Here is a 22,850-nt window from a genome sequence, read left to right as displayed (position 1 = left end):
CAGCGCTGTTATTAATACAAGCAGCCGCTTCACTGGAGAACAGGAGACAATGCGCGATCAAAATAAAACACCCAGCCGGATCATTCCAAACTTCCCAACACTAGCCGTAGCAGTCATTTTGGCTATCAACTCCGGTATTGTTCTTGGACAAGATTATCCGACTAAACCCATTCGATTGGTATCAGCACATGCCGCAGGCGGAGCGGCCGACACCCTCTCTCGCATCGTGGCAGAGCAACTGGGGGCAAAGCTTGGGCAGCCGATAGTGGTTGAAAACCGCCCAGGAGCCAGTACGGCGCTTGCCGCCGAACATGTAGCCCGAGCAACGGCTGATGGATATACGATACTGATGGCGACCGTGACTACCTTGTCAATCAATCCAACCATCATGCCCAACCTTAAGTATGACCCTATCAAGGATTTCGAGCCCATCACGATTGTTGCTTCAACACCGTTCTTTCTTGGCACCAATGTCAATCTACCTGTTGCGTCAGTAAAAGATCTTATAAAACTGGCTAAACAAAAGCCAGGTAAACTGAACTATGGTTCCTCGGGAAACGGCACTTCATCACATTTGGCTGGGGAATTGTTTAATGACATGGCCAATATCAATATGCTCCAGATCCCATATAAAGCCACCTCAGCCCGTAACACCGACCTTTCGTCTGGCATTATCCAAGTCGTTTTCGGCAATGACCTGCTGCCGTTTTCCGAAACGGGAAAAGTGCGGATTCTTGGCGTAACATCTAAGCAACGCCTTTCAGGTCACCCTGAAATTCCTACGGTGGCCGAAGCCGGGAACCTTCCCGGTTACGAAGCTTCGGTATGGTATGGATTAATTGCACCCAAGGGCACGCCGCCAAAGATCGTAAACCGTTTGAGCTCAACGATTCACGACATTGTGATTGATCCCGAGGTCAAGCAAAAGATCATGGCAACCATTGGCGGCGAAGCAATTGGCAGTTCACCTGAAGCATTCTCCGATCTTATTCAATCTGATACGCAAAAATGGCGCGACGTCATCAAACGAGCTGGCATAGCAACCGTTCAATAGCAAGCATAATCAGAAAATGGACCGGAGCGGTCGCTAGAATGCCATCTGTCGAACAATCGTAGCAGGTGGCTGAAGGCGGCAATTTTGCCGATCCTGCACTTTAAAGCAGTGAAGCGGCTTATTGGCTGGCAGTTCTATGCATTATTCATCACCTACCCCGGATCAAGCCGCCCTTTTTCACAGACGGAAAAACAGATAGACTCTTGGCCTATTCACGGTAGGGAACAGCCTGTTTCGCAGCCGCCCAGATCGCTTTGCCAGAAGGGTTTTCAAGCTCTTCCAGGTAATGGCCAACCAGGCCTGCGGCGCGCGAGACGACGGAATACCCCCTTATGGCGGCAACAGGCACATCTATCGCCAATAAAAGCGCGGCAATCGCCCCTGTAGCGTTAATCGTTATATGACGGCCATATTGTTTATCCACCTCGTCACCCAGACATTGAATTAGTCGCACATACCCGTTAGAACAACCTAATTTGGACGCGATTTTGAACAACTTTAGCGCGCGAGGATCGTCAGGCTGATGCGTACCATGACCAAAGCCTGGAACCACACGCCTCTCCCGTTTATAGCGCCCGACGATCTCCTGCAGTACCGCATCGACGTCTTCTGCTTTTTTCACCCGCTGTTCAATTTCCAGCAACAGCACCGCACATTGCTCGGTGGTACCGGCATAAACGCTGCCGATCGCCAGCAGCCCCGAAGAAATTGCTACCTGAGCCTCCTGTGGAACGCTCATGGCCATGAGTCGCGTAATGACTGCTGATGGAGTCATTCCATGTTCCATCAATGTCACCAGACACGCGTCAAGAACTTCGCACTGGACCCGTGTGGGCATACGGTCGCAGGTCAGAAAATACAGCATTTGTGTAAAACTGGCGGCCCCCATCAAGTCGTTGGCTAAGTTCCGGCCTCGCACTTTGACCTCTTTTGTGAACGAGGCGCCAGTGCGCGTATAGGGTTGTTGGGCAGAAGGTTTCATTGCCATGGCATCAGGCCAGCTCAACGGAACCGACAAGCGTTGTCTCAAATTGCGACTTGCAATGCACTTGATTGTCCGTGGTAATCGTTGTCACCAACTCATCGCCGGGACACACTCCTCGCACGTACTTCACCGTAATCCGGCCTCTATAATGCCAGTCACGGCCGAACTTTTTCGCAGCAAGATCGCAAACATACGCCGTATACATCAGACCATGCCCAAGCGTCCCGCGAAACCCTCGCTCTTTGGCATACGCGTCGTCATAATGCAAAATGTCATTATCGCCATTGAGGATTCCATAGTTGTCAAACAACGTTTGCGTCTGTTTTACGGTTTTTTTTAGCTCTTGATTGCTCATTTTCAGTTACCTTAAAGCGGTTTACACACTATTGATTTAGGATTTCACTTAGCTAGGGAATGCGGACGTGTGATTCACCGCTACCAGCAACTGTCCTTCCGGGGTTTTGAACTCGACGTCGTACTTTATATACTTCAGCCCTTTACGTTCGTACTTGTCAGTGACTCGACCAGTTCCCACTACCGTCGTTTCTTCATCGGCCCAGATAGGATGATGAAATTGAATCGTATTTCCAATCATGATGCCACCCTGCTGCGGTGGGTATTTCCGATACATCACCGCCATCATGTATACCAGCACCACGTTAGGAGGGGCGGCTTGCCGTCCGTCAATCACATAATTTTCCGCATCTGCATTTACCACTGACTTGTACTCCTGCACGATGTCTTGCGTAATCGTGAAAGGCAGCGCATCGAACTCCTGCCCTATCGTCCAGTCCTTATATAACGCGCCAGGCAATTCGCCTTCCCTTGGTTTCACTTCACTGGGCCTTGTCATTTATAGCTCCTTGAAAAATAATGTTGGCTTTTATAAGTTGATCAATCTGGCTGGTCTCATATCCGCAAACCTGAGTCAGAATTTTCCGCGTATGCTCTCCCAATGCCGGCGGGTAAGAAGCAGGCTTGGAGCCTTCATACTTGAAAGGATTCCCCATAAAACGCAACGTGGCCAGCGTCCTGGGATGCACCAGTTCCTCGACCATATTGCGCTCATGAGCCAGGGGTTGAGACGTCGCCTGTGCCACATTATTGACAAGTGCGGCCGGCACTCGCTTGTCAAACAAATGCGCCGCCCAATCCGCCGCCGTTCTGGTTCGAAAGACCTGGTTCAACTCTCGCGTCAGACTTTCCACATTCTCAATACGGCGAACCGGATGATCAAATCTGGGATCATCGGCAAGGTCGGCGCGATCAATTGCCCTGCAAAACGTCTCCCAGAATGTCTGGCCTGTCGGAGACAGGGCAATAAACTGTTCGTCGGCGCATGGATAAATATCGCTGGGAGCGATCACAGGATGACGGGCGCCATTGGCTTTTGGAATCACACCCGAAATAAAATAGTTCTGCGCCTGCCACGTCAGCATCGCGAGCTGGCAATCGAGCAACGACACCTGCAGTAGGTCGCCGCTACCCGATTTCAACGCCTTTAGCATGAGACCTACACAACCGAGCGCCAGATACAACCCGCCGGTCAGGTCAGCGGCCTGATAGCCTAGCCGCACGGGCTCAGCATCTTTGTTTCCCGTAATGCTCATGACTCCGCTCATGGCTTGCACCACCAGATCAAAAGCGGGCGCTTTGCCATAAGGGCCTTCATCGTGCAGGCCGATTAACTGCCCTATCGCGATTTTTGGATTAACAGCCAGTAATGACTGCTTATCCAGGCCCAGACGTTTTGGCACATCAGGGGCAAAGCCGTAAATAATGGCATCGGACTGCCGCACAAGGTCATAAAGTACTTCCCGGCCTTGTTCAGATTTCAAGTCCAGCGCGATACTGGATTTACCTCGGTTCACCGAGAGAAAAAATCCAGAATCTCCTTCGAACACCGTCGAATGACTGGACACCCTGCGTGATAGGTCACCCTCCACAGGTTCTACCTTTATCACTTCTGCTCCAAGCTGAGCAAGCAATTGGCTGGCGAACGGCCCGCCCAGCACCCAGGTAAGGTCCAGCACTCGAAAACCACTTAACATATCAGCTCCGGCGATCTTAATTTGTACGGCACAAAATGTATGACGTGTTCTTATGATGCACGTAAGAGCGACCATCGTAAATCGACTAAAAATCGAAAGATGTGCATTAATCTCACAATAGATTAAGCAAGGCTAAAGAACCTGGGTCGCCATTAAAGGCCGGATAGGCAATCCCTGGCACATGGGAATCTTCTAATATTTATTGAAGCTTTTGGAATTATGCTGATGCCGCCAGGGCATTTAATATGCGGTGGGTTGACATACCATCCGTCGGCGACGGGTGTACACTCATATCGCAAGTGAACCTGGTTACCCCGTCATAGGCGGCGCGATGCCACATATTTATATCACCGTGCCTGCAAATTGATTGGACTGCCGACCCTCTTCTGACAGCCATGAACAAAACTCATTGAGCAAGGCACGATTGTGGCCACGCGGCGTCACAACATAGGCATAATCGGCAGCACTGACATCGGGTCCATCAAATGCAAGCACCAGATTGCCGGCAGCCAGATCGTCAGCGACGAGTGAAAGAGGAACAAGCGCAGTACCCAAGCCCTCCAGGGCAGCTTGTACCACGAAAAACATTTCATCGAATCTTAGAAAATCAGTCGACGGAGGTTTTTCACAGCCTGCTTGCTCAAACCATTGCGTCCAGGCATGTACATTGCTCTTGGCCTCCATGAGACGATGCTTTGTTATATCTTCGGCACGCAATACCGGGCACGCTTCAAGCCGTTCCGGTGCGCAAACGGCCACCAGCTTACCCGAGAGGAAGGGCTGCGCATGCAGATCCGATACCAATTGGGGAAGCCGGCGTATAACAAGGTCAACATCGCTCAGCTTAATTGACTCTATTCTGGTCGTGCTGGCAGTCAGCCGTACCTCTGCCTTGCTGTGCCGGTGCTGAAAAACAGAGAGCCGGGGAATCAGCCATTTCATAGTGAAAGTGGGCGGTGCGTTGACCAGTAATGTCTGCCCCCCCGGGCACATTAAATTGTCCACCGCAGTGGACAAGCGATCAAACGCAGGTGCTACGCCAGAGAAAAGCGCTTCCCCCTCGTCAGTCAGCTCAATGGGTTGGCTGCGGCGAAATAAGCGTAGCCCCATCATCGACTCGAGCATGCCGATTTGGCGACTAACCGCGCCGTGTGTCACCCCAAGCTCACTGGCCGCGAGGCTGAAACTCCGATGACGTCCCACAGACTCAAAAGCGCGCAGGGCGTTCAGTGGCAATGAGCGACGATCCATTTGGTGCTCCCAGTCAAATCAAAATTTGACTATAACTGCGCAATGAGCACTCGGCAATAATTAATCTTACCTATATCCGAACGTGCCAGGAAACCGGCCTTGCTTAGCGACCATGGGTGATAGCAACACGTCCACAGGCGGCAGGTGAAACTGATTCAACATTACCCGCAAACACTCCCTTATCGCCCATTCGACGCTGCAAGAAATACCGCCAGTTGGTCTTCGAAAGCCCGCCTGTACGCAGGCCGCGCCTCGCCGCGCGCCACATACGCAGCCAAATTCGGATAGTCTTTCACGATGCCTGTGGACTGCAGCCTGAGCAGTACCGACACCATCATCAGATCGCCTGCGCTGAAATAGCCTTCCAGCCAATCAGCATCGCCCAGCCGCTCGGACAGTTGGCGCAGCCGGACACGAACCCGTTCCTCGAGCATCACGTTACGCTCCGCATACCAGGACTTGTCGCGCTCAAAGTATTTGGCCATGCCATATTCTACGATCGGCGGCTCCATGGTATTGAGCGCCGCGAAAATCCAGCCGATAGAGCGCATGCGGGCATTCGCGTCGTCGGGCAACAGGCCAGCATGGCGCTCGGCCAGATGGAGCAGGATGGCCCCCGACTCGAACAACACGAGATCGCCTTCCTCATAGGTAGGAATCTGGCCAAAAGGGTGTTGCGCCATATGCGCGGGTTGTTTCATCGCAGGGAACGATAAAAGACGTACTTCGTAGGGCTGTCCTGCTTCTTCAAGCGCCCAGCGCACACGCATGTCGCGCGCCAGGCCCTTGCCTTCGTCGGGAGACAGCGCAAAGGCCGTAATGATGGGGGTCATGGTCAGCTCCGAATGGCTCTCATTACCGAATATTATCCACTTTGCCGTAGCCTGTCACTGCCCACGCTCGTTCTGAATCGTTGTATCGTCTCAATGAATATCAATTTCTGGACAGAAGCAGCATAAAGGGCAAACACTAAGTGCCATTTAGCGGCGCAACCAATACTGATAATTATCATCTATCCAATAATTTGGTGGGTCAGCTATAACCAGAGCAGTGCCGTATATTCATATTTAGAACACGCTTGAATCCGTCAAAAGATCTGACACCAGTAATCTGACCCTGGACGATACAAGTCTGGCGCCTTCGGACAACGGACGCTGGCGGCTCACACTCAAGGCGATCGTTCTGCGTATTCCGGGACTGATGATCAGGCTGGCTCCCAGTTCTCCGGCGGCAATTTCCTGGGCCACTGCAGTCATGGGCAGTAGCGTAAATGCATGGCCACCGGCAGCAACGTCTTTCATCGCCGTCGCGGTTTCCACTTCCATGACGATGTTCAGCTTCGTATCGTGGCGACGAGACAATACATCCAGCGTCGCGCGTAAGCCATTTGGTACGGCCGGCAATACCAACGGAATGCCGTCAAGGGAATGAAAAGGCAGGCTTTTCGCCGCAAGCTCGGGCAGACCGGCTTTGCCGACCAGAAAGGTATCCAGCTTGCCAAGCACATCCTCCCCGCGCGATGCGGACGAACCGTAGCGATTGACCACGATCATATCCAGGCGCCCCGACGCAAGCTGTTCATCAAGGGAGCCGCTAAAGCCCTCCGTCACATGCAGACGAAGTTGGGGTGCGCGCTCACGGATATCGGCCAGCAACAGCGGCAATAATTGCCGTGCCAGCGAGGGCAAGACACCGATATGCACTGTCCCGGTCAATATGCCGGCAGCCTGGTGAGCGGTGGCCCCGAGCTGTTCGACCTGATCAATTATCCGCTTGACTTCGGGATACATGCGTCGACCAAATTCGGACAGCACCATGCCCCGCCCGGTTCTGTCAAACAGACGCTTGCCCCATTCTTTTTCCAGCATGGCGATCTGACGGCTGACCAACGACTGCGCCATGTCCGATGCGATCGCTGCGCGAGACAAAGACTGCATGTCGGCCACCAACAGGAAAGTATCCAGCTGCTTGAGATTCATGGTTTCACTTAAATGGAAACCTGAAATTATAAACTTTGTATTTATATATATCTCAATTGTGGCTAAGCTTGTCTCCATTAACGTAGAACAAATATGGAGACAACCATGAAACTCACCCATTGCCTCATTGCGGCATTTGCCGCAACCTGCCTGCTGACCTCATCTGTTGTGAATGCGGAATCCTCGTATCCAACCCGCCCTGTCAACCTGGTAGTCCCCTTTTCCGCTGGCGGTCCCACCGATGCCATGGCGCGCATCCTGGCGCAAAAGCTGGGCGAACGACTTGGACAGCAAGTGGTTGTCGACAACCGTGGGGGTGCCGGCGGCAGTATCGCGGCCGAACTGGTGGCTCGTTCCAAGGCGGACGGCTATACCCTCTTTTTCGGGACGACCGGCACCATGGCGATCAATCCGAGCCTGTACGCGAACCTGCGTTACGATCCAGTCAAGGATTTCGCGCCCGTCAGCTTGATGGCCACAACGATGAATGTCCTGGTCGTCAACCGCCAACTACCCGTAAAGACACTTGGTGATCTGGTGAAGCTGGCGAAGACGAAGCCGGACGAACTCACTTACGGCTCAGCGGGCAATGGCAGTTCCAATCATCTGTCGGGTGAGCTGTTTCGCACCGCCGCCGGCATCCGGATCAATCACATTCCATACAAAGGCTCGGCGCCTGCACTCGTTGATCTACTAGCCGGCCGCATTTCAATGATGTTCGACACCATTGCACAGCAGACCCAGAATATTTCCGCCGGCAAGGTAACAGCCCTCGCGGTAACCGGTCCAAAGCGCTCGCCACTGCTGCCTGATGTACCCACTGCCCAGCAGGCCGGGCTCGATGGCTTCGACGTCACCATCTGGTATGGCGTGCTTGCCCCACATGGCACACCCGACGCTATCGTGAACCGACTGCAGCGGGAAATTGGAACCATCATGGCGACCGAGGAAATGAAAACGCGCATGCAAAGGGACGGCGCTGCTGCGCAAAGTACCACACCTGCAGAGTTTGCCGCTCTGATTAAAAGCGACACCGCTAAATGGGCGCCGGTCGTCAAGAACTCCGGCGCCAGCCTGAATTGATACGAGCAGCATCCATGACATTTTCTCCTGATCCTCGCCTGTGCAACGCCCTGGCTCCACGCAGCATCGCCGTGATCGGCGCGACGGAAGACCCCAATAAGGTCGGTGGCCGCCCCCTGCATTACCTTAAGCGCTTCGGATTTTCCGGCGCAGTGTATCCGATAAACCCAAGACGCAAGATAATACAGGGTATGCAAGCATATGCATCGCTCGCGGAACTGCCGGAGACACCAGATGTCGCCATTGTCGCAGTCGGCCAGGATGCCGTTGCTGACGTCATAGAACAATGCGCTACGCGGGCAATTGCATGTGTCATCGTGATGAGCTCGGGCTTTGGCGAAACAGGCAGCGCGGGAGTCCAGCGACAAACCGCACTGGTACAACATGCTCGCCGACTGGGCGTTCGGCTGGTGGGCCCCAACGCGCAAGGCGTGGCCAATTTTCAAACCGGCGCAGTAATGAACTTTAGCACCATGTTCATGGAAATTGAGCCCGAAGACGGGCCAGTTGCCATCATTAGCCAGAGCGGCGCCGCAAGCGTCATGCCCTACGCCATGCTGCGTGAACGCGGTGTGGGCGTGCGCTATCTGATTGCCTCTGGCAATGATGCTGATGCCTCGGTGTGCGAATTAGCGCTGGCAGCCGCCGTCGATCCTGCAATCCGGGTAATCCTGTTGTATATCGAATCGCTCGCTGATCCGGCCATGCTGGCCGAAACAGCCCGACTGGCCATCTCGCGCGGTGCAGCGGTCATTGCCCTGAAGGCCGGACGCAGCGTCCAAGGTGCGAAGGCAGCGGCCTCGCACACAGGCGCGATGGTCAACGATGATATCGTCGTGGATGCCTTCTTGGAGCGCCACGGCATCTGGCGTGCCGCCGATGTGCACGGACTGGTCAATGCCGTTGAACTTTATCTGGCACTGCCGCCCCGACCCGCAGACAGCCTGGTTGTCATGAGCCACAGCGGCGCTGTCGGGGTACTGTGCGCGGATGCAGCCGAAACCCTGAACCTGCCGTTAACGGCATTGGCCCCTGCTGTGGTACGCAGCCTGGCCGATATTATGCCCAGCTTTGCAACCGCACAGAATCCGGTAGATCTGACCGCCTCGCTGATGACCCAAAGCGGCATGTATGCCGCCACGCTCAATACCCTGGCTACCGATCCACAGGCAGATATGTTCCTTATTGGCGTGCCCGTGGCTGGCCCTGGCTATGACGTGCAGGGCATGGCTACCGATACCGCCACGTTTGCAGCCAATACAGGTAAACCAGCCGTGGTGTCTGCCCCCCAGGCGTCGGTGCGCCAGGTTTTTCGCTCGGCCGGCGTACCCGTGTACGCGCACGAAACGGATGCCATCAATGCGCTGCACCAGTGGAGCCGCCATGGCATCCTGATGCGACAGGCATCGGCACGCGACCAGTTGGAAGCAGCGGCAGCATCAGTGCTCGCCCTCCCGAACCGAACGAGTCACTTCCTGAGCGAAGACGAAAGCCTGGCCGTACTGGCAACAGCGGATATTCCAACTGTGCCGTATGTACTGTGCCGCAATGCGGATGAAGCCCTCACCGCCTGGCGTGCACTGGGACAGGACGTTGTGATGAAAGCCTGTTCTGCCCACATTCCGCACAAATCCGAGCATGGTTTGGTATTTATTGGCCTGGACAGCGAACAGCAAATCGTTGATGCATGGAAACAGTGCACGCAACGCGTTGCCGCCCTGCAGGTCCCGTTCGATGGCGTTATTGTCGCCAGGCGCGTTTCAGGTCGCCGTGAGTTTGCGCTGGGCGTTCGGCAGGATCCAGCCTTTGGCACCGTGGTCATGATCGGCGATGGCGGCAAATATGTAGAAGCCCTGCGCGACTTCGTTGTGCTGCTACACCCGTTTTCTCAAGATGACGTTATCGCCAAGCTGAACACACTTCGCATCGCGCCGATTCTGGCCGGTGTACGCGGCGAGGCGCCCATCGACCTTGATACTGTAGCGCATACGGCCGTGGCGCTTGCTCGCCTGGCCTCATCTCATCCGCGCGATATTACATCCATCGATCTTAACCCGCTGATTGTCGGCGATACGGGCAGCGCAGGCTGGGCCGTCGATGCCGTCATCGAACGTTGCAAGGAGCAGGCATGACCCCTCAAAGTACCGTAGTGACAGACTACATCGACGAGATTGCCGTCGTTCGCCTCAATCGACCGGCCGAAATGAACGCCGTAAATGCCTCGTTGCGCGCAGAACTCACAGACACTTTATATGCGCTCGAGGCTGACGACACAATCCGTGCCATCGTGCTGACAGGTACCGGCGAGCGCGCCTTCTGCGCAGGCCAGGACCTGGATGAGGCGGCCACGATCGACACTGGTAATCTTGCTGACTGGCTCAATCGCCAACACGCCATGTACCAGGCTGCACGCGACATGACCAAGCCAATTGTTGCAGCACTCAATGGAACCGCCGTTGGCGCAGGCTTTCAGATCGCCCTGATGTGCGACTTGCGGGTCGCCCATCCAGCGCTACGCATGGGACAGCCCGAAGTCAAGGCCGGATTGGCGAGTATTGTCGGTTCATATCTGATGTCATTACAAATTGGCCATTCCCTCAACCAGGAGCTCTCGCTGAGCGGAGAACTGATCACGGGCGAACGGGCGCATACACTCGGGCTCGTCAACGACCTGGTATCTGCCGAGCAGGTATTACCTCGTGCCCTGGAACGGGCAGCCAAGCTGGCTGCATTGCCGCGTACCGCTGTCCGCTTGACCAAGCAGCGCTTCAGAGAACGCACACAGCCAGGCTTTAACGAGGCGTGCAGCGCCGGCATCCGCTATCAACTTGAATGCTATGCATCCGGGGAACCACAACAGGTTATGCGCGCGTTTATCTCTCGACGCGCTTCATCCACAGCGGCCCGCCTCCACAAGGATTAACTACCCATGCTTAAACAGACTCACTTATTAATAGACGGCGTCATGACAGCCGCAAGCGGCGAGCAGGAGCTGCCCGTCACGGACAGTTTCACTGAAGACGTTTTCGCTCGTTATCGTTCTGCCTCGGATGACGACGTACACCGAGCAGTTGCAGCGGCACGAGCAGCACGGATCGGCTGGTCCGCCACGCCCCTGGCCGAACGCATCGCGGCAGTGCGTCGAGTGGCTGCCGCGCTGTCGGAAAAGGCCGAAGCGCTGACAACAGCAATCTCCCGCGAAGTGGGAATGCCGCGCAAATTAGCTGCGCGTATCCAGGTGGGCGCACCCATTGCCGCGTGGAATAGCTATGCCGATCTTGCGGCTGAGATGGTTTGGGAATCCCGCATAGGTCATTCCCTGGTGCAGCATGTCCCGGTGGGCGTAGTGGCCTGCATTACGCCATGGAACTATCCTTTGCACCAAATCACCGGCAAGGTCGCACCGGCGCTGCTGGCCGGCTGCACGGTTGTCCTGAAACCCTCTGAAATCGCACCGACCAGCGCTGCTCTGTTGGCCGAAGCGATCCAACAGGCCGGTTTGCCACCAGGCGTATTCAACGTGATATATGGCACCGGCCCGGATATCGGAGAGATGCTGGTCTCCCATCCCGGTATCGATATGGTCTCCTTCACCGGTTCCACACGCGCAGGCAGTCATATCGCAGCCATCGCCGGCAGCCAGATCAAGCGCATGGCTCTGGAACTGGGCGGCAAATCTGCTGCACTCGTGCTGCCCGGCGCCGAGCTGCCGACAGCCGTCAAAGCCACCCTGGCCAGTTGCATGCTCAACTCTGGGCAAACCTGTTCCTCCATGACGCGCCTGCTGGTACAACGCGATATGCTGCCAGAAGTCGAGCGACTTGTTCGAGACCTTATTGACACCTATCGCATGGGTGACCCGGCAGACGCAGCAACGCGACTCGGCCCCCTCGTTTCGGCGGACCAGCGCGAAAAAGTGCAGGCCATGATAGACAATGCCGTCGCCGCAGGTGCTCGTTCGGTTGGAGACAATCCGCCCGTTCCCGATCACGGTTTTTTCATTCCCGCGACGGTGCTGTCGGACATCACACCCGCAATGACAATCGCAATGGAAGAAGTATTCGGCCCGGTCTTGTGCATCATGTGCTATGACGATATCGAAGATGGCATCGCCCTGGCCAATGGCACCGAATACGGGCTGGCTGGCGCTGTCTGGGGTCCCGTCAAGCCCGACACACTGGCTGTAGCGCGCCGCATTCGTGCAGGCCAGGTTGACATCAATGGCGCTCCTTTCAATCCCGCCGCACCCTTCGGAGGCTTCGGAAAATCCGGCATCGGACGCGAAAACGGTTGTCACGGAATACAAGAGTTTCTTGAACCGGTCGCCATCCAGCTTCCCACCCCCTTCACCGAATCACTCTCTGAATACATATCCTGACTATGACATACGAAACATTGAACTACGCCGTCGACGACGCAATTGCCACAATCACGCTGAACCGGCCGGAACGCATGAACGCACTGACCAAAGTCATGGAGGCAGAATTACGTTCAGCCATCGAAACTGCTGGGCGTGACAACACCGTGCGCGCCATCATACTGACCGGCGCGGGACGTGCGTTTTGTGCAGGCATGGACATGGACGAACTGGAAGTGCTGCCTCCCGAAGACATCCGGGCTCAAGAGTGGATGCGTCCCTACGACATGAATCGCCGCGCCGACTACCAAACACGTTATTCCTATTTCCCTGCTGCCCCCAAACCCATTATCAGCGCCATCAATGGCGCGGCAGCCGGACTCGGACTGATCATGGCGCTCTACAGCGATTTTAGGATCGCGGCGGACAAGGCTGTATTTGCCACCGCCTTTGCCCAGCGCGGCCTGATTGCCGAACATGGCATCGCCTGGATACTCCCGCGCATTGTCGGCCATGCTCATGCGACGGACTTGCTGCTGACCTCACGCAAAATCGACGCCCAGGAAGCGCTACGAATGGGCCTGGTTCACCGTGTTGTTACTGCGGATGCACTACCGGAGGCCGCTCGGCAGCTTGCGCACCGCCTTGGCAACGATGTGTCGCCACGTTCAGTGCGCATCATGAAACAACAACTATGGGAAGCGCCATTTCAGACGCTGGGAGAAGCGATATCGCAAGCCAATACCGAGATGGTCATGAGTTTGCAAAGTGAAGACTTCAAGGAAGGTATCGCACATTTCATCGAGCGGCGTCCCGCTCGCTTTCAAGGATATTGACCTAACAGGCATCGAAACGTCACCAACTGTCCTGCGCACGTTATCTGGCAGATACCAGTTAAAAATGATTGCAGACATACGGCATGAAGAGCGCGCGAAAGATAGAAACACTATAGCCTGCCCTTGCCACTTTCCTCCAAACATTGAGGTGGTCCCCGGCTTTCAAGATTGGCGTGACATATAAACATGTTTGTCCACGACACCGCTACTGTTGCTTGATACCCGTTTCACGCACGATCACTTCGTACTTGGTCATCTCCGCCGCAATAAATCTGGAGAATGCATCGGGCGACAGTGGTGTCGGGGTCAGCCCTTTTTCCTTCAGGCTGTTTTGAAACGCCTTGTCTGCCATGATCGCCATGACGTCCATATTAATCCGCTCCTTGATGGCTTCGGACAAGCCTTTAGGGCCGAACAGACCAAACCAGTTGGTCAGTTGCAGTTCCGGCATGCCCTTCTCAACTGCCGTGGGCACGTCGGGCAGCAGGGCTTCGCGCTTATCTCCTGCGACAAGTAACGGCTTGATCTTGCCCGCCTGGATGTTACCCAGCAATGGCGGGGTGGTGGCAAAAAACAAGTCGATCTGCCCGCCCACAAGATCGGTCACGGCAAGCGACGTTCCTCGATAGGGAACATGAACTAAGGGCATGCCCGTCAGTTTGCGCAATACTTCGCCTGCCATATGTTGTTGTCCGCCGACCCCAGGCGATCCGTATGTGAGTTCGGACGCCTTTCCTTTCAAAGCAAGTAGTCCTTCAATGGACTTAATACCCTTACTTGGGCCTGCAGCCAGGACCAGGGGCGCCGACGCAACGAGATTCAAGGCAGTTAGGTCGGTGGCCGGATCATACCGGATGTCTTTGAATACCAATTTGTTGATTGATACCTCTGGTGTGTAGGCAAGCTGCAGGGTGTAGCCGTCAGGTGCAGCGCGCACGACCTGCTCGGTTGCAATCATGCCACTTGCGCCACCCTTGTTCTCAACAACAACCGCCTGCCCCCATTTCTCGCTCAGCGCATTTGCAAGCAGCCGGGCTACAATGTCGGTAGAACCTCCTGGCGCGTAGCCAACGACCAGCCTGACGGATTTTTCCGGATAAGCGGCATGCACTGCAGAAGTGCCAAGTGCCGACAGGGAAAATAACACTGCTACCAAGATACGTGCTTTCATAGGACTCCTCCTGTGGCAAGATCGCCACACCATTTTTTTGCGTTGTCCATCAAATCAAAATCGCCTCATGACCCGGTTACCGGCGTCGTTTCGGTGTGCAGCAAACCCTGGGAAGAAACAGGCATGCCCGTCGCCAGATCAAGTACGCTGGTCGTGTCTTCAGTGCTCGCATCTAATACATGAAGATGCGTCGCCGCTCCCGCCTGAGCTGCTGTCAACCCGTACTGGTCGCTCCCTACCGAGAATCTCAACGCCCATTTCTCGTCGCTGCCCTTCGCCACACGAACTGCCTGCCCGCCACCCAGAATTGCCATCAATGTTGTAAAAGCGCGTGCCATGGGACGCGGGTTGTATCGGCGGTCGATAAAGGCATGTCGCGGGAAATATCCTCGATCGACATCCATAAAAGTGTCATAGACGAACTGAATCCCGCGCGTGGTGGCGGCAAACACCATCGCATGCGCGACACTGGCAACATTGGCTGCGTCATCTGCCCGCTCGGTCGCGATGCCTGGCCCCGAAAGCTTTAACGACGCCAGTATTTGCGCGCCGGTGCGATCATGAAAGGCCTGCATACGGCGGCAAGCCGCCCGTAAACACTGCGTTGAATCGACGCGTACGGTAATGCCGTCGATCACGCCATCTTTGACTGCCTGGGTGATGACCTCAATGTATCCATCAAGCTCATCAAGCTCAAAGCCGGCGCGCACCACATGGGAAAAATGCGTGCCATCATATTGCGAGGGATCGGCGGTCAGAAGCTTGGCGTAATAAATTTTCACGCCGTGCTCACGGCGAATAGCAGCCAGATTTTCTGCCGCTTGCTCAAAACGCTGCGCTGTGAGATTGACTTCAAATGCGCTGACACCTGCATTTTTTAAATTGACGTCTGACAGCGCTTTCTTTTTTGGCATGCCTACACAGGTCACAACAAAGTGGTGACCTACTGCAGCCAGTTTCTGCATCCGCTCCCGGGATTCGTCTTCGATGAGGTCAATATCGGGCACTTTTGCCAGACGCGCGCCCATCTCCCATAACGCCTGCAACGGGTAGTCGTTACGCGCCCATTTACGTCCGAACTCCTGCACCCCTCCTGTGGAGGTAATCTGCACGCTCTCTGCCCATGGATGCCGCAGTTCAACGCCGATAGATGCAAGGCCGGACACTTTCGGATGAGCCCGGTAAGACATGGGTTGGTCGGAGCATGGCTGACCCGGTTCGGCGCTACGACCGTTACTGCGCACCGAGTAACACACGTGGCCAGTCTCGTAGACGTCAACGATGGCATAGCCGAATTTCTGAAGGTCGCCGCGGCCGAATTCGTCACCTGCTTCAGGCGCACAACGGAAGAACTCGGAAAAATCGTGACGCAGGAATGCAGTAGAAGGCAGCATATAAAACTCCGACGTGCCTACCCTGTCGTACCAAAAATTGTGAACATGACCGGCAAATACGGCCTCGACCTGGGGCCGGGCCATCAAGCCAAGCAGCCAGCCTCTGCCCGGCTCGTCCAGGTTGTCGTAGTTGCCCTTCTCTTGGGTCGAATAGATGTAGGGCGGGTAATGCATGAACATGAAGACCCGTTGTGCTTTGGCCTCAGCGACCTCCAACTGCCGTTCCAGCCATTGCTGCTGACGTTTCTCATCTTCAAGGCCAGAATTGATGAGCAAGGAATTAACCAGGATAAACCGTAAGCCCTCTTGCTCGAAAGAAAAGAAATCATCTCCAAACGATGCGCGGTATTTTTCCAGGAAAGAATCACATACCTGTTCGGCCGGCATCCATTCGATGCGCTTGTCTCCCACATCATGGTTGCCCGGCAGCACGTGCACCGGCACTTTGACCGGTTTGATAATATCTTTGAAATGCCTTACGGCCTGATCAAAAGTCGGCAAAGAGGGAACGGGATTGACGATGTCGCCAAGATGAATCACAAATTGCGGCTGCTCCGGCATGGCGGCGATTTCCAGAAACACCTGGCGAGCGCGCGCATTTGCCAATGCGTTGGTTGCATAGGGTGAACTGGAGGTGTGCTCATCCTGATTGATATGTGTATCGGCCACTACTACAAAAGAAAAGCATTTCTTACCCTTGGGACGCAATTCAAAATCCATGACCAAATCCTTTAATTCAAATAAATGGAATTATGATATAATTATTTGAATTTATTATTAACTTATTGGCGTTAGCTGTCAAGGCTGCGCCGGTCATTTTTTGCGTATGCGTCCATCCAAAACAAAAGCAAGCTCCGAAATACTTGATCCTGCAGATCTGCTCAACCACCCCCAGTACGCGTCGACACTGGCCAATGGTCTGTCGATATTGGGATGCTTTTCGGCAACGACAACCAGCCTGGGAAATAAAGATTTTGCGGACAGGCTTGGCATGGCTCGCCCCACCGTCTCGCGCCTGACCTTTACCCTGGTCGGATTAGGTTATTTGCGCCGCGATCCGCATACGAGCAAATATGCGCTTGGCCCTGCCGTGCTCTCTCTGGGCTATCCTTTGCTTTCGCAATTGATGCTCCGACAGGTAGGCGCGCATGAAATGCTCAAGCTGGCGGAATACGCCAAGGGTCCGGTGTCAGTGGGCACCCGGGACCGCCTGCAAGCGGTATACGTTGAAACCATCCATAGTCGGGAATCCAACGAAACGCGCCCTGGCATCGGTTCTACCCGCCCTTTGTTGCGTACCGCGATGGGGCGCGCGATTCTTTACGGCTTGCCGCAAGCGGAAAGAGAATCGGTATTGAGGCAACTTGAACGCCACTTGCCGCAGGAATGGGCGCAGCACAGGGAAGGCGTGACACAGGCATTCGAAGACATCGAAAAACACGGCTTTTGCTCTGTGGCCGGTGCATGGCGATCGTCGCTTGCGGCAGTGGCCGTTCCTCTTGGCACACCAATCAACGGCATGTCGCTGGCTTTCAATTTGACCGTGCCCAGCCATGGCACGACATCGCAAGACCTGTACGACGATCTCGGGCCGCGCCTGCTCGCGCTGGTCCAAGGCATTCAGGCGATGCTGGGGGAGTGATGACGCATCGTTCATGCCGGCATCCTTCTGCCGCCATCCCGCTTGATTATGGTGAGTGTTGGACCATCCCCCGCAGCCCTGCCTTTCTCATTTGCCCAGGCCGTTTTGGCCGTCGGTAACCAGGATCTGCCATGGCAGGGGCAGATCCCGGGCGATTCAGGATAGAGAGTTGAGCGTTTCGCCCACCGCATTAAAAAGGGAATCCAGCTCTTCACGCGTCGTGGTAAACGGCGGGCCAAATTGCAAGGTATCGCCCCCGAATCGGACATAAAAGCCTTTCTCCCACAGCTTGAGGCCGGCTTCGAACGGCCGGATCGCACCGTCCCCGTCTCGGGGCGCCAGCTGAATGGCCCCAGCCAGGCCGCAATTGCGGATATCAACCACGTGCGATGCCTCTCGCAGACCATGCAACGCCTGCTCGAAATACGGCGCCAGCACCTGCACCTGCTCAATCAAATGATCCCGCTGCAGGATATCCAGGGCCGCCAGTCCTGCCGCACATGCAACCGGATGGGCAGAATAGGTGTACCCGTGGCCGAACTCGGTCACATGCTCGGGTAAATCCTGTTGCATGAATGTATTATAAATTTCAGAAGATGCGATGACTGCACCCATTGGAATGGCGCCGTTGGTAAGTTGCTTGGCAACGTTCATCAGGTCAGGGGTGACGCCGAAATACTCGGCGCCGGTGGCTGCCCCCAACCGTCCAAAGCCGGTGATGACTTCATCGAATATCAACAAGATGCCGAACTGGTTGCAGATTTCACGCAGGCGTTGCAGATACCCCTTTGGCGGAACGAGCACGCCGGCAGAACCGGCCACCGGTTCGACGATAACAGCGGCAATATTCGATGCATCGTGCAACTCGATCAGCTTAAGCAGTTCGTCGGCAAGCGCAATCCCGCCGGTTTCGGGTTCACCCCGACCAAAGGCAAGGCCGGGCTGCAAGGTATGCGCAAGATGATCCACGTCCATAAATGATCCAAACGCCTTGCGGTTTGCCCCAATGCCTCCAAGGCTGGTGCCGCCGATATTGACGCCGTGATAGCCACGGGCTCGGCCTATCAGCTTGGTCTTGTTCGCCTGGCCTTTCACACGCCAGTAGGCGCGCGCCATTTTGACTGCCGTGTCGGCCGCTTCGGAACCGGAATTGGTGAAAAATACATGATCCAGCCCTTCGGGGGTGAGCCCGATCATTTTTTCCGCCAATTGAAACGACAAAGGATGCGCGTATTGAAACCCGGGAGAGTAATCCAGCGTTCCGAGCTGGCGGGATACGGCCTGCTGAATTTCCTGCCGGGTGTGGCCCGCACCGCAAGTCCACAGGCCCGACAAACTGTCGTAGATTCGCCTGCCTCTGGCGTCGACCAGCCAGTTGCCTTCGGCGCCCACGATAATCCGCGGGTCCTTATGAAAATTGCGATTTGCACTAAAAGGGAGCCAGTGCGATCTTAAATTCAATGCATCTGTCATTGCCGTGGTCTGCAGATCCGGATAGTTCATGGCGTGTCCTAATTCAAATAGTTGGTGTCTTTGATTATAGGAACTCAATTGGTTTAGTAAAATATAACTTTATTTACCAATAAATACGGAAATACTCACGTAATGAAAAGCCAACCCCTTGCCCAGGTGACGGACTTCGATCTCCGGTTGCTGCGGGTATTCAGAACCGTTGCAAAAATGGGCAGCTTTACTGCGGCCGAAAGCGCACTGGGCATCACCCGTTCCGCAATCAGCCTGCATATGAGCGACCTTGAAAAGCGTCTTGGCATGCGGCTATGCCAACGAGGCCGTGCCGGATTTTCTCTGACCGACCAGGGAAGAGAGGTGCTGCGGGCAAGCGATACCGTACTGGCCTCAATCGAAGATTTTCGCAGGGAGGTCAATCAACTGCATCACAGTCTTCGCGGTGAAATCAATATCGGACTTATGAATAATCTGGTCACGCAGCCGCAGATGCGCATTACCTCTGCCCTGAAGACACTGCGCCAGCAAAGCAACGATATACGGATCAATATCAGCATGAGTACGCCCGGCGAGATTGAACGAGGCCTGCTGGACGGCCGTCTTCATATTGGCGCATTACCGCTGATCAATACCTTGACGGGATTGGATTATCACACTTTGTATGAAGAGCACTCTTTACTGTACTGCAGCAGTACGCACCCTTTAGGCAAGAATGCCGGTGCCGTCTGCGATGCTGATTTGCGTGATGTGCCGGCAGTCGCACCCAGCTATCGCCTGAATGCCGAAGCCGTTGAACTGCACCATCGCATGAATTGCGCGGCGACGGCAACAGACAGGGAAGCCATTGCTTTTCTGATATTAACCGACCAATATATCGGCTTTCTTCCCGACCATTACGCGGCCACCTGGGTAGAGAAAGGACAGATGACTGCCATTGCACCAGACCGCATGCACTTTACCGTCCCGATTGCGATCGCAATGCGCACCGGAAGAAGGCACAATCTGATTGTTGAACGTTTTCTTGCTGCGCTGGACTGTGTCGCATAAGACGTCGCACCCATGAACCTGTCGTAACACGTCAACTTGCACGTCGCCTGCACCGAATTGCCCCGGAACCCCGAGGCAATAGGTACATAGCCAATCCTACCGGGTTGTGCGTCCACCAATCACTCATTCTCCGGTCAAAAGCGGCTGAGCAGCACCCGGCCTGCCCCCTCCCCTAACCAACAACCGCAGCCTGCCCCCGCGCGTAATGCAATTTCTTATAGCTATCGATCAGCCGGTGATGCCGATCCAGCCCCTCCAGTTTCATACTGGTTGGCGTGAGTCCGAAGAAGCGCACACTGCCGTCCACCGACCCCATGACGGCGTCCATGCGGGTGTTGCCGAACATCTTGCGGAAGTTGACTTCGTAGTCGTCCAGTTCCAGTTCGTCATCAAGCAGCACTTCCAGCACCACATTCACGGCCTGATAAAACAATCCGCGCTCGACCGTGTTGTCGTTGTACTGCAGAAACGCGCCAGTCAGTTCTTGCGCCGCCTCAAACTGCTGTAAGGCCAGGTTAATAAGCAGCTTCAACTCCAGGACAGTGAGCTGTCCCCAGTCCGTATTCTCATCAAACTCAATACCGATCAACGTAGCAATATCGGCATATTCATCCAGATCGTTGTTCTCCAAGCGTTCAAGCAGCGCTGCCAGCGCGGCATTGTCCAGGCGATGCAGGTTCAAAATATCGGTGCGGAACAGGAGCGCTTTGTTTGTGTTATCCCAGATCACATCATCTACCGGGTAAACTTCCGAATAACCGGGCACCAGAATCCGGCAGGCGATGGCGCCCAGTTGGTCATACACCGCCATATAGGCCTCTTTGCCCATGTCTTGGAGAATACCGAACAAGGTTGCTGCTTCCTGGGCATTAGCGTTTTCACCCTGGCCGGAAAAATCCCATTCGACAAACTCAAAATCTGCCTTGGCGCTGAAAAAGCGCCACGACACAACACCACTGGAATCAATGAAATGCTCGACAAAATTATTTGATTCGGTCACCACTTCGCTGACAAAGGTGGGCTTGGGCAAATCGTTCAGCCCTTCGATACTGCGTCCCTGCAGCAATTCTGTGAGGCTACGTTCCAGCGCCACCTCAAAACTTGGATGCGCGCCGAATGAGGCAAACACACCTCCTGTGCGCGGGTTCATCAAGGTCACGCACATGACCGGGTAGATCCCCCCCAGCGACGCATCCTTTACCAGCACCGGAAAGCCCTGCTCTTCCAATGCCTGAATGCCGGCCAAAATGCCAGGGTATTTCGCCAGCACTTCTTGCGGCACATCCGGCAATGCAATTTCTCCCTCCAGAATTTCACGTTTTACCGCCCGTTCGAAAATTTCGGACAAGCATTGCACTTGTGCTTCTACCAGCGTATTGCCGGCACTCATGCCGTTGCTAACGTACAGGTTCTCGACCAGGTTTGACGGAAAATACACTACATTGCCGTCGGACTGCCGTACAAACGGCAGCGAACAGATGCCGCGCGACATATTGCCCGAGTTGGTATCGCACAGATGCGAGCTGCGCAGCTCATCATCCGGATTATAAATTTGCAGGCAGTATGCATCCAGAATGTCAGCGGGCAGCGTATCCGCGGTGCCCGGCTGGAACCAGCGCTCATTCGGGTAATGCACAAACGGCGCATTGGCGATGTCTTCGCCCCAAAAGGAACCGGCGTAAAAATGGTTGCAATTGAGGCGCTCGATATACTCCCCCAACGCTGAGGCCAGCGCGCTTTCCTTGGTCGATCCCTTGCCATTGGTAAAACACATGGGCGAATGCGCATCGCGAATATGCAGCGACCAGACATTGGGAACAATATTGCGCCATGAGGCAATTTCAATTTTGATACCCAGGTTAGCCAGAATGCCGGACATATTGGCGATGGTCTGCTCCAGCGGCAGATCTTTGCCCGTTATATAGGTACTGGCGTCGGAAGCGGGATTCAATGTCAGCAAGGACTGAGCATCGGCATCCAGGTTCTCTACCTCTTCAATGACGAACTCGGGTCCGGTTTGTACGACTTTTTTCACCGTACAGCGCTCGATAGAGCGCAAAATACCCCGGCGGTCCGCCTCGGAAATATCCGAAGGCAACTCGACCTGAATCTTGAAAATCTGCTTGTACCTGTTCTCCGGGTCCACAATATTGTTCTGCGACAGGCGGATATTTTCCGTAGGAATGTTGCGGGTAACGCAGTACAACTTCACAAAGTATGCTGCACATAGGGCCGAGGAAGCCAGAAAATAATCGAAAGGACCCGGCGCCGAGCCATCGCCCTTATAACGGATCGGCTGATCGGCCACAACCGTGAAGTCATCAAATTTGGCCTCAAGGCGTAGCTTGTCGAGAAAGTTGACTTTAATTTCCATGGGGAATTCTAAAATTGGAGCTAAAAAGAGCCTGTCCGGATATCTTGTGTACAGGGCGGAGTAACAGAAGTCAACTGCGGGCACCGGTAAATTGCATACCTTGCCATCGCATAAAAAATGACTGAGATGTTGCTTTGGGGGGCGAACAATTGTCAATAC

General features: G+C 54.8%; 19 protein-coding genes. 8 read left to right on the top strand and 11 right to left on the bottom strand.

Going from position 1 to position 22,850, the window contains the following annotated elements; translation table 11 throughout:
• Positions 1–49: 49 nt before the first annotated feature.
• Positions 50–1,054, top strand: a complete 1,005-nt coding sequence (locus EV681_RS08195; protein ID WP_130303703.1) for a Bug family tripartite tricarboxylate transporter substrate binding protein — start codon at positions 50–52, stop codon at positions 1,052–1,054.
• A gap of 208 nt (positions 1,055–1,262) precedes the next feature.
• On the opposite strand, the gene EV681_RS08190 is transcribed toward EV681_RS08195, so the two are convergent.
• The 7 genes from EV681_RS08190 to EV681_RS08160 form a co-directional block, all read right to left on the bottom strand.
• Complete coding sequence (locus tag EV681_RS08190; protein ID WP_130304048.1) at positions 1,263–2,036, bottom strand: citryl-CoA lyase; 774 nt, start codon at positions 2,034–2,036, stop codon at positions 1,263–1,265.
• Positions 2,037–2,046: 10 nt separating this feature from the next.
• Entirely contained in the window at positions 2,047–2,394 is a 348-nt protein-coding gene (locus EV681_RS08185; RefSeq protein WP_130303702.1) for a MaoC family dehydratase, read from the bottom strand.
• A 48-nt stretch (positions 2,395–2,442) separates the two neighbouring features.
• On the bottom strand, positions 2,443–2,892 hold the full coding sequence (locus EV681_RS08180; RefSeq protein ID WP_130303701.1) for a MaoC family dehydratase: 450 nt from the start codon (positions 2,890–2,892) through the stop codon (positions 2,443–2,445).
• On the bottom strand, positions 2,876–4,165 hold the full coding sequence (locus EV681_RS08175; RefSeq protein ID WP_242612169.1) for a CaiB/BaiF CoA transferase family protein: 1,290 nt from the start codon (positions 4,163–4,165) through the stop codon (positions 2,876–2,878). The genes EV681_RS08180 and EV681_RS08175 overlap by 17 nt, the downstream gene beginning before the upstream one ends.
• A 267-nt stretch (positions 4,166–4,432) precedes the next feature.
• Positions 4,433–5,341: a LysR substrate-binding domain-containing protein gene (locus EV681_RS08170; RefSeq protein WP_130303699.1), complete on the bottom strand. Its 909-nt coding sequence runs from the start codon at positions 5,339–5,341 to the stop codon at positions 4,433–4,435.
• Positions 5,342–5,520: 179 nt separating this feature from the next.
• Complete coding sequence (locus EV681_RS08165; protein ID WP_130303698.1) at positions 5,521–6,174, bottom strand: glutathione S-transferase family protein; 654 nt, start codon at positions 6,172–6,174, stop codon at positions 5,521–5,523.
• A gap of 234 nt (positions 6,175–6,408) precedes the next feature.
• Positions 6,409–7,320: a LysR family transcriptional regulator gene (locus EV681_RS08160; protein ID WP_128396877.1), complete on the bottom strand. Its 912-nt coding sequence runs from the start codon at positions 7,318–7,320 to the stop codon at positions 6,409–6,411.
• A 105-nt stretch (positions 7,321–7,425) separates the two neighbouring features.
• Between EV681_RS08160 and EV681_RS08155 the strand changes: the two genes are divergently transcribed.
• Genes EV681_RS08155 through EV681_RS08135 form a run of 5 tightly spaced genes read left to right on the top strand, consistent with a single transcriptional unit; the run spans position 7,426 to position 13,596 of the window.
• Positions 7,426–8,403: a Bug family tripartite tricarboxylate transporter substrate binding protein gene (locus EV681_RS08155; RefSeq protein ID WP_128396876.1), complete on the top strand. Its 978-nt coding sequence runs from the start codon at positions 7,426–7,428 to the stop codon at positions 8,401–8,403.
• 14 nt (positions 8,404–8,417) lie between these two features.
• The gene (locus EV681_RS08150; RefSeq protein ID WP_128396875.1) at positions 8,418–10,535 is read left to right on the top strand and encodes an acetate--CoA ligase family protein; all 2,118 of its coding nucleotides are present in this window, start codon (positions 8,418–8,420) and stop codon (positions 10,533–10,535) included.
• The gene (locus EV681_RS08145) at positions 10,532–11,326 is read left to right on the top strand and encodes an enoyl-CoA hydratase/isomerase family protein (RefSeq protein ID WP_128396874.1); all 795 of its coding nucleotides are present in this window, start codon (positions 10,532–10,534) and stop codon (positions 11,324–11,326) included. Before EV681_RS08150 ends, EV681_RS08145 begins: the two co-directional genes overlap by 4 nt.
• 6 nt (positions 11,327–11,332) lie before the next feature.
• Positions 11,333–12,781: an aldehyde dehydrogenase family protein gene (locus tag EV681_RS08140; RefSeq protein WP_128396873.1), complete on the top strand. Its 1,449-nt coding sequence runs from the start codon at positions 11,333–11,335 to the stop codon at positions 12,779–12,781.
• 2 nt (positions 12,782–12,783) lie between these two features.
• Complete coding sequence (locus EV681_RS08135; RefSeq protein WP_128396872.1) at positions 12,784–13,596, top strand: enoyl-CoA hydratase; 813 nt, start codon at positions 12,784–12,786, stop codon at positions 13,594–13,596.
• Positions 13,597–13,801: 205 nt separating this feature from the next.
• Here EV681_RS08135 and EV681_RS08130 read toward each other — a convergent pair whose 3' ends face one another.
• Positions 13,802–14,767, bottom strand: coding sequence for a Bug family tripartite tricarboxylate transporter substrate binding protein (locus tag EV681_RS08130; protein WP_100695691.1), 966 nt, complete (start codon positions 14,765–14,767; stop codon positions 13,802–13,804).
• 65 nt (positions 14,768–14,832) lie between these two features.
• Entirely contained in the window at positions 14,833–16,881 is a 2,049-nt protein-coding gene (locus tag EV681_RS08125) for a metallophosphoesterase (RefSeq protein WP_130303697.1), read from the bottom strand.
• Positions 16,882–16,987: 106 nt separating this feature from the next.
• Here EV681_RS08125 and EV681_RS08120 point away from each other — a divergent pair, with 106 nt between their 5' ends.
• Positions 16,988–17,803, top strand: a complete 816-nt coding sequence (locus EV681_RS08120; protein ID WP_128396870.1) for an IclR family transcriptional regulator — start codon at positions 16,988–16,990, stop codon at positions 17,801–17,803.
• A gap of 156 nt (positions 17,804–17,959) precedes the next feature.
• On the opposite strand, the gene aptA is transcribed toward EV681_RS08120, so the two are convergent.
• Entirely contained in the window at positions 17,960–19,306 is a 1,347-nt protein-coding gene (gene aptA, locus EV681_RS08115) for an omega-aminotransferase AptA (protein WP_130303696.1), read from the bottom strand.
• A gap of 102 nt (positions 19,307–19,408) precedes the next feature.
• Here aptA and EV681_RS08110 point away from each other — a divergent pair, with 102 nt between their 5' ends.
• Positions 19,409–20,317 carry a LysR family transcriptional regulator gene (locus tag EV681_RS08110; protein WP_130303695.1) on the top strand — a complete coding sequence of 303 codons (909 nt, stop codon included), beginning with the start codon at positions 19,409–19,411 and terminating at the stop codon, positions 20,315–20,317.
• A gap of 172 nt (positions 20,318–20,489) precedes the next feature.
• Here the strand turns inward: EV681_RS08110 and EV681_RS08105 are convergent, their stop codons facing one another.
• Positions 20,490–22,691, bottom strand: a complete 2,202-nt coding sequence (locus EV681_RS08105) for an OsmC domain/YcaO domain-containing protein (RefSeq protein WP_130303694.1) — start codon at positions 22,689–22,691, stop codon at positions 20,490–20,492.
• Positions 22,692–22,850 lie beyond the last annotated feature (159 nt).

Source organism: Advenella incenata (assembly GCF_004217095.1).
Lineage (GTDB): Bacteria > Pseudomonadota > Gammaproteobacteria > Burkholderiales > Burkholderiaceae_B > Advenella > Advenella incenata.
Note: the sequence above shows the minus strand (reverse complement) of the source record. Positions and strands in the feature narration are given on the sequence as shown.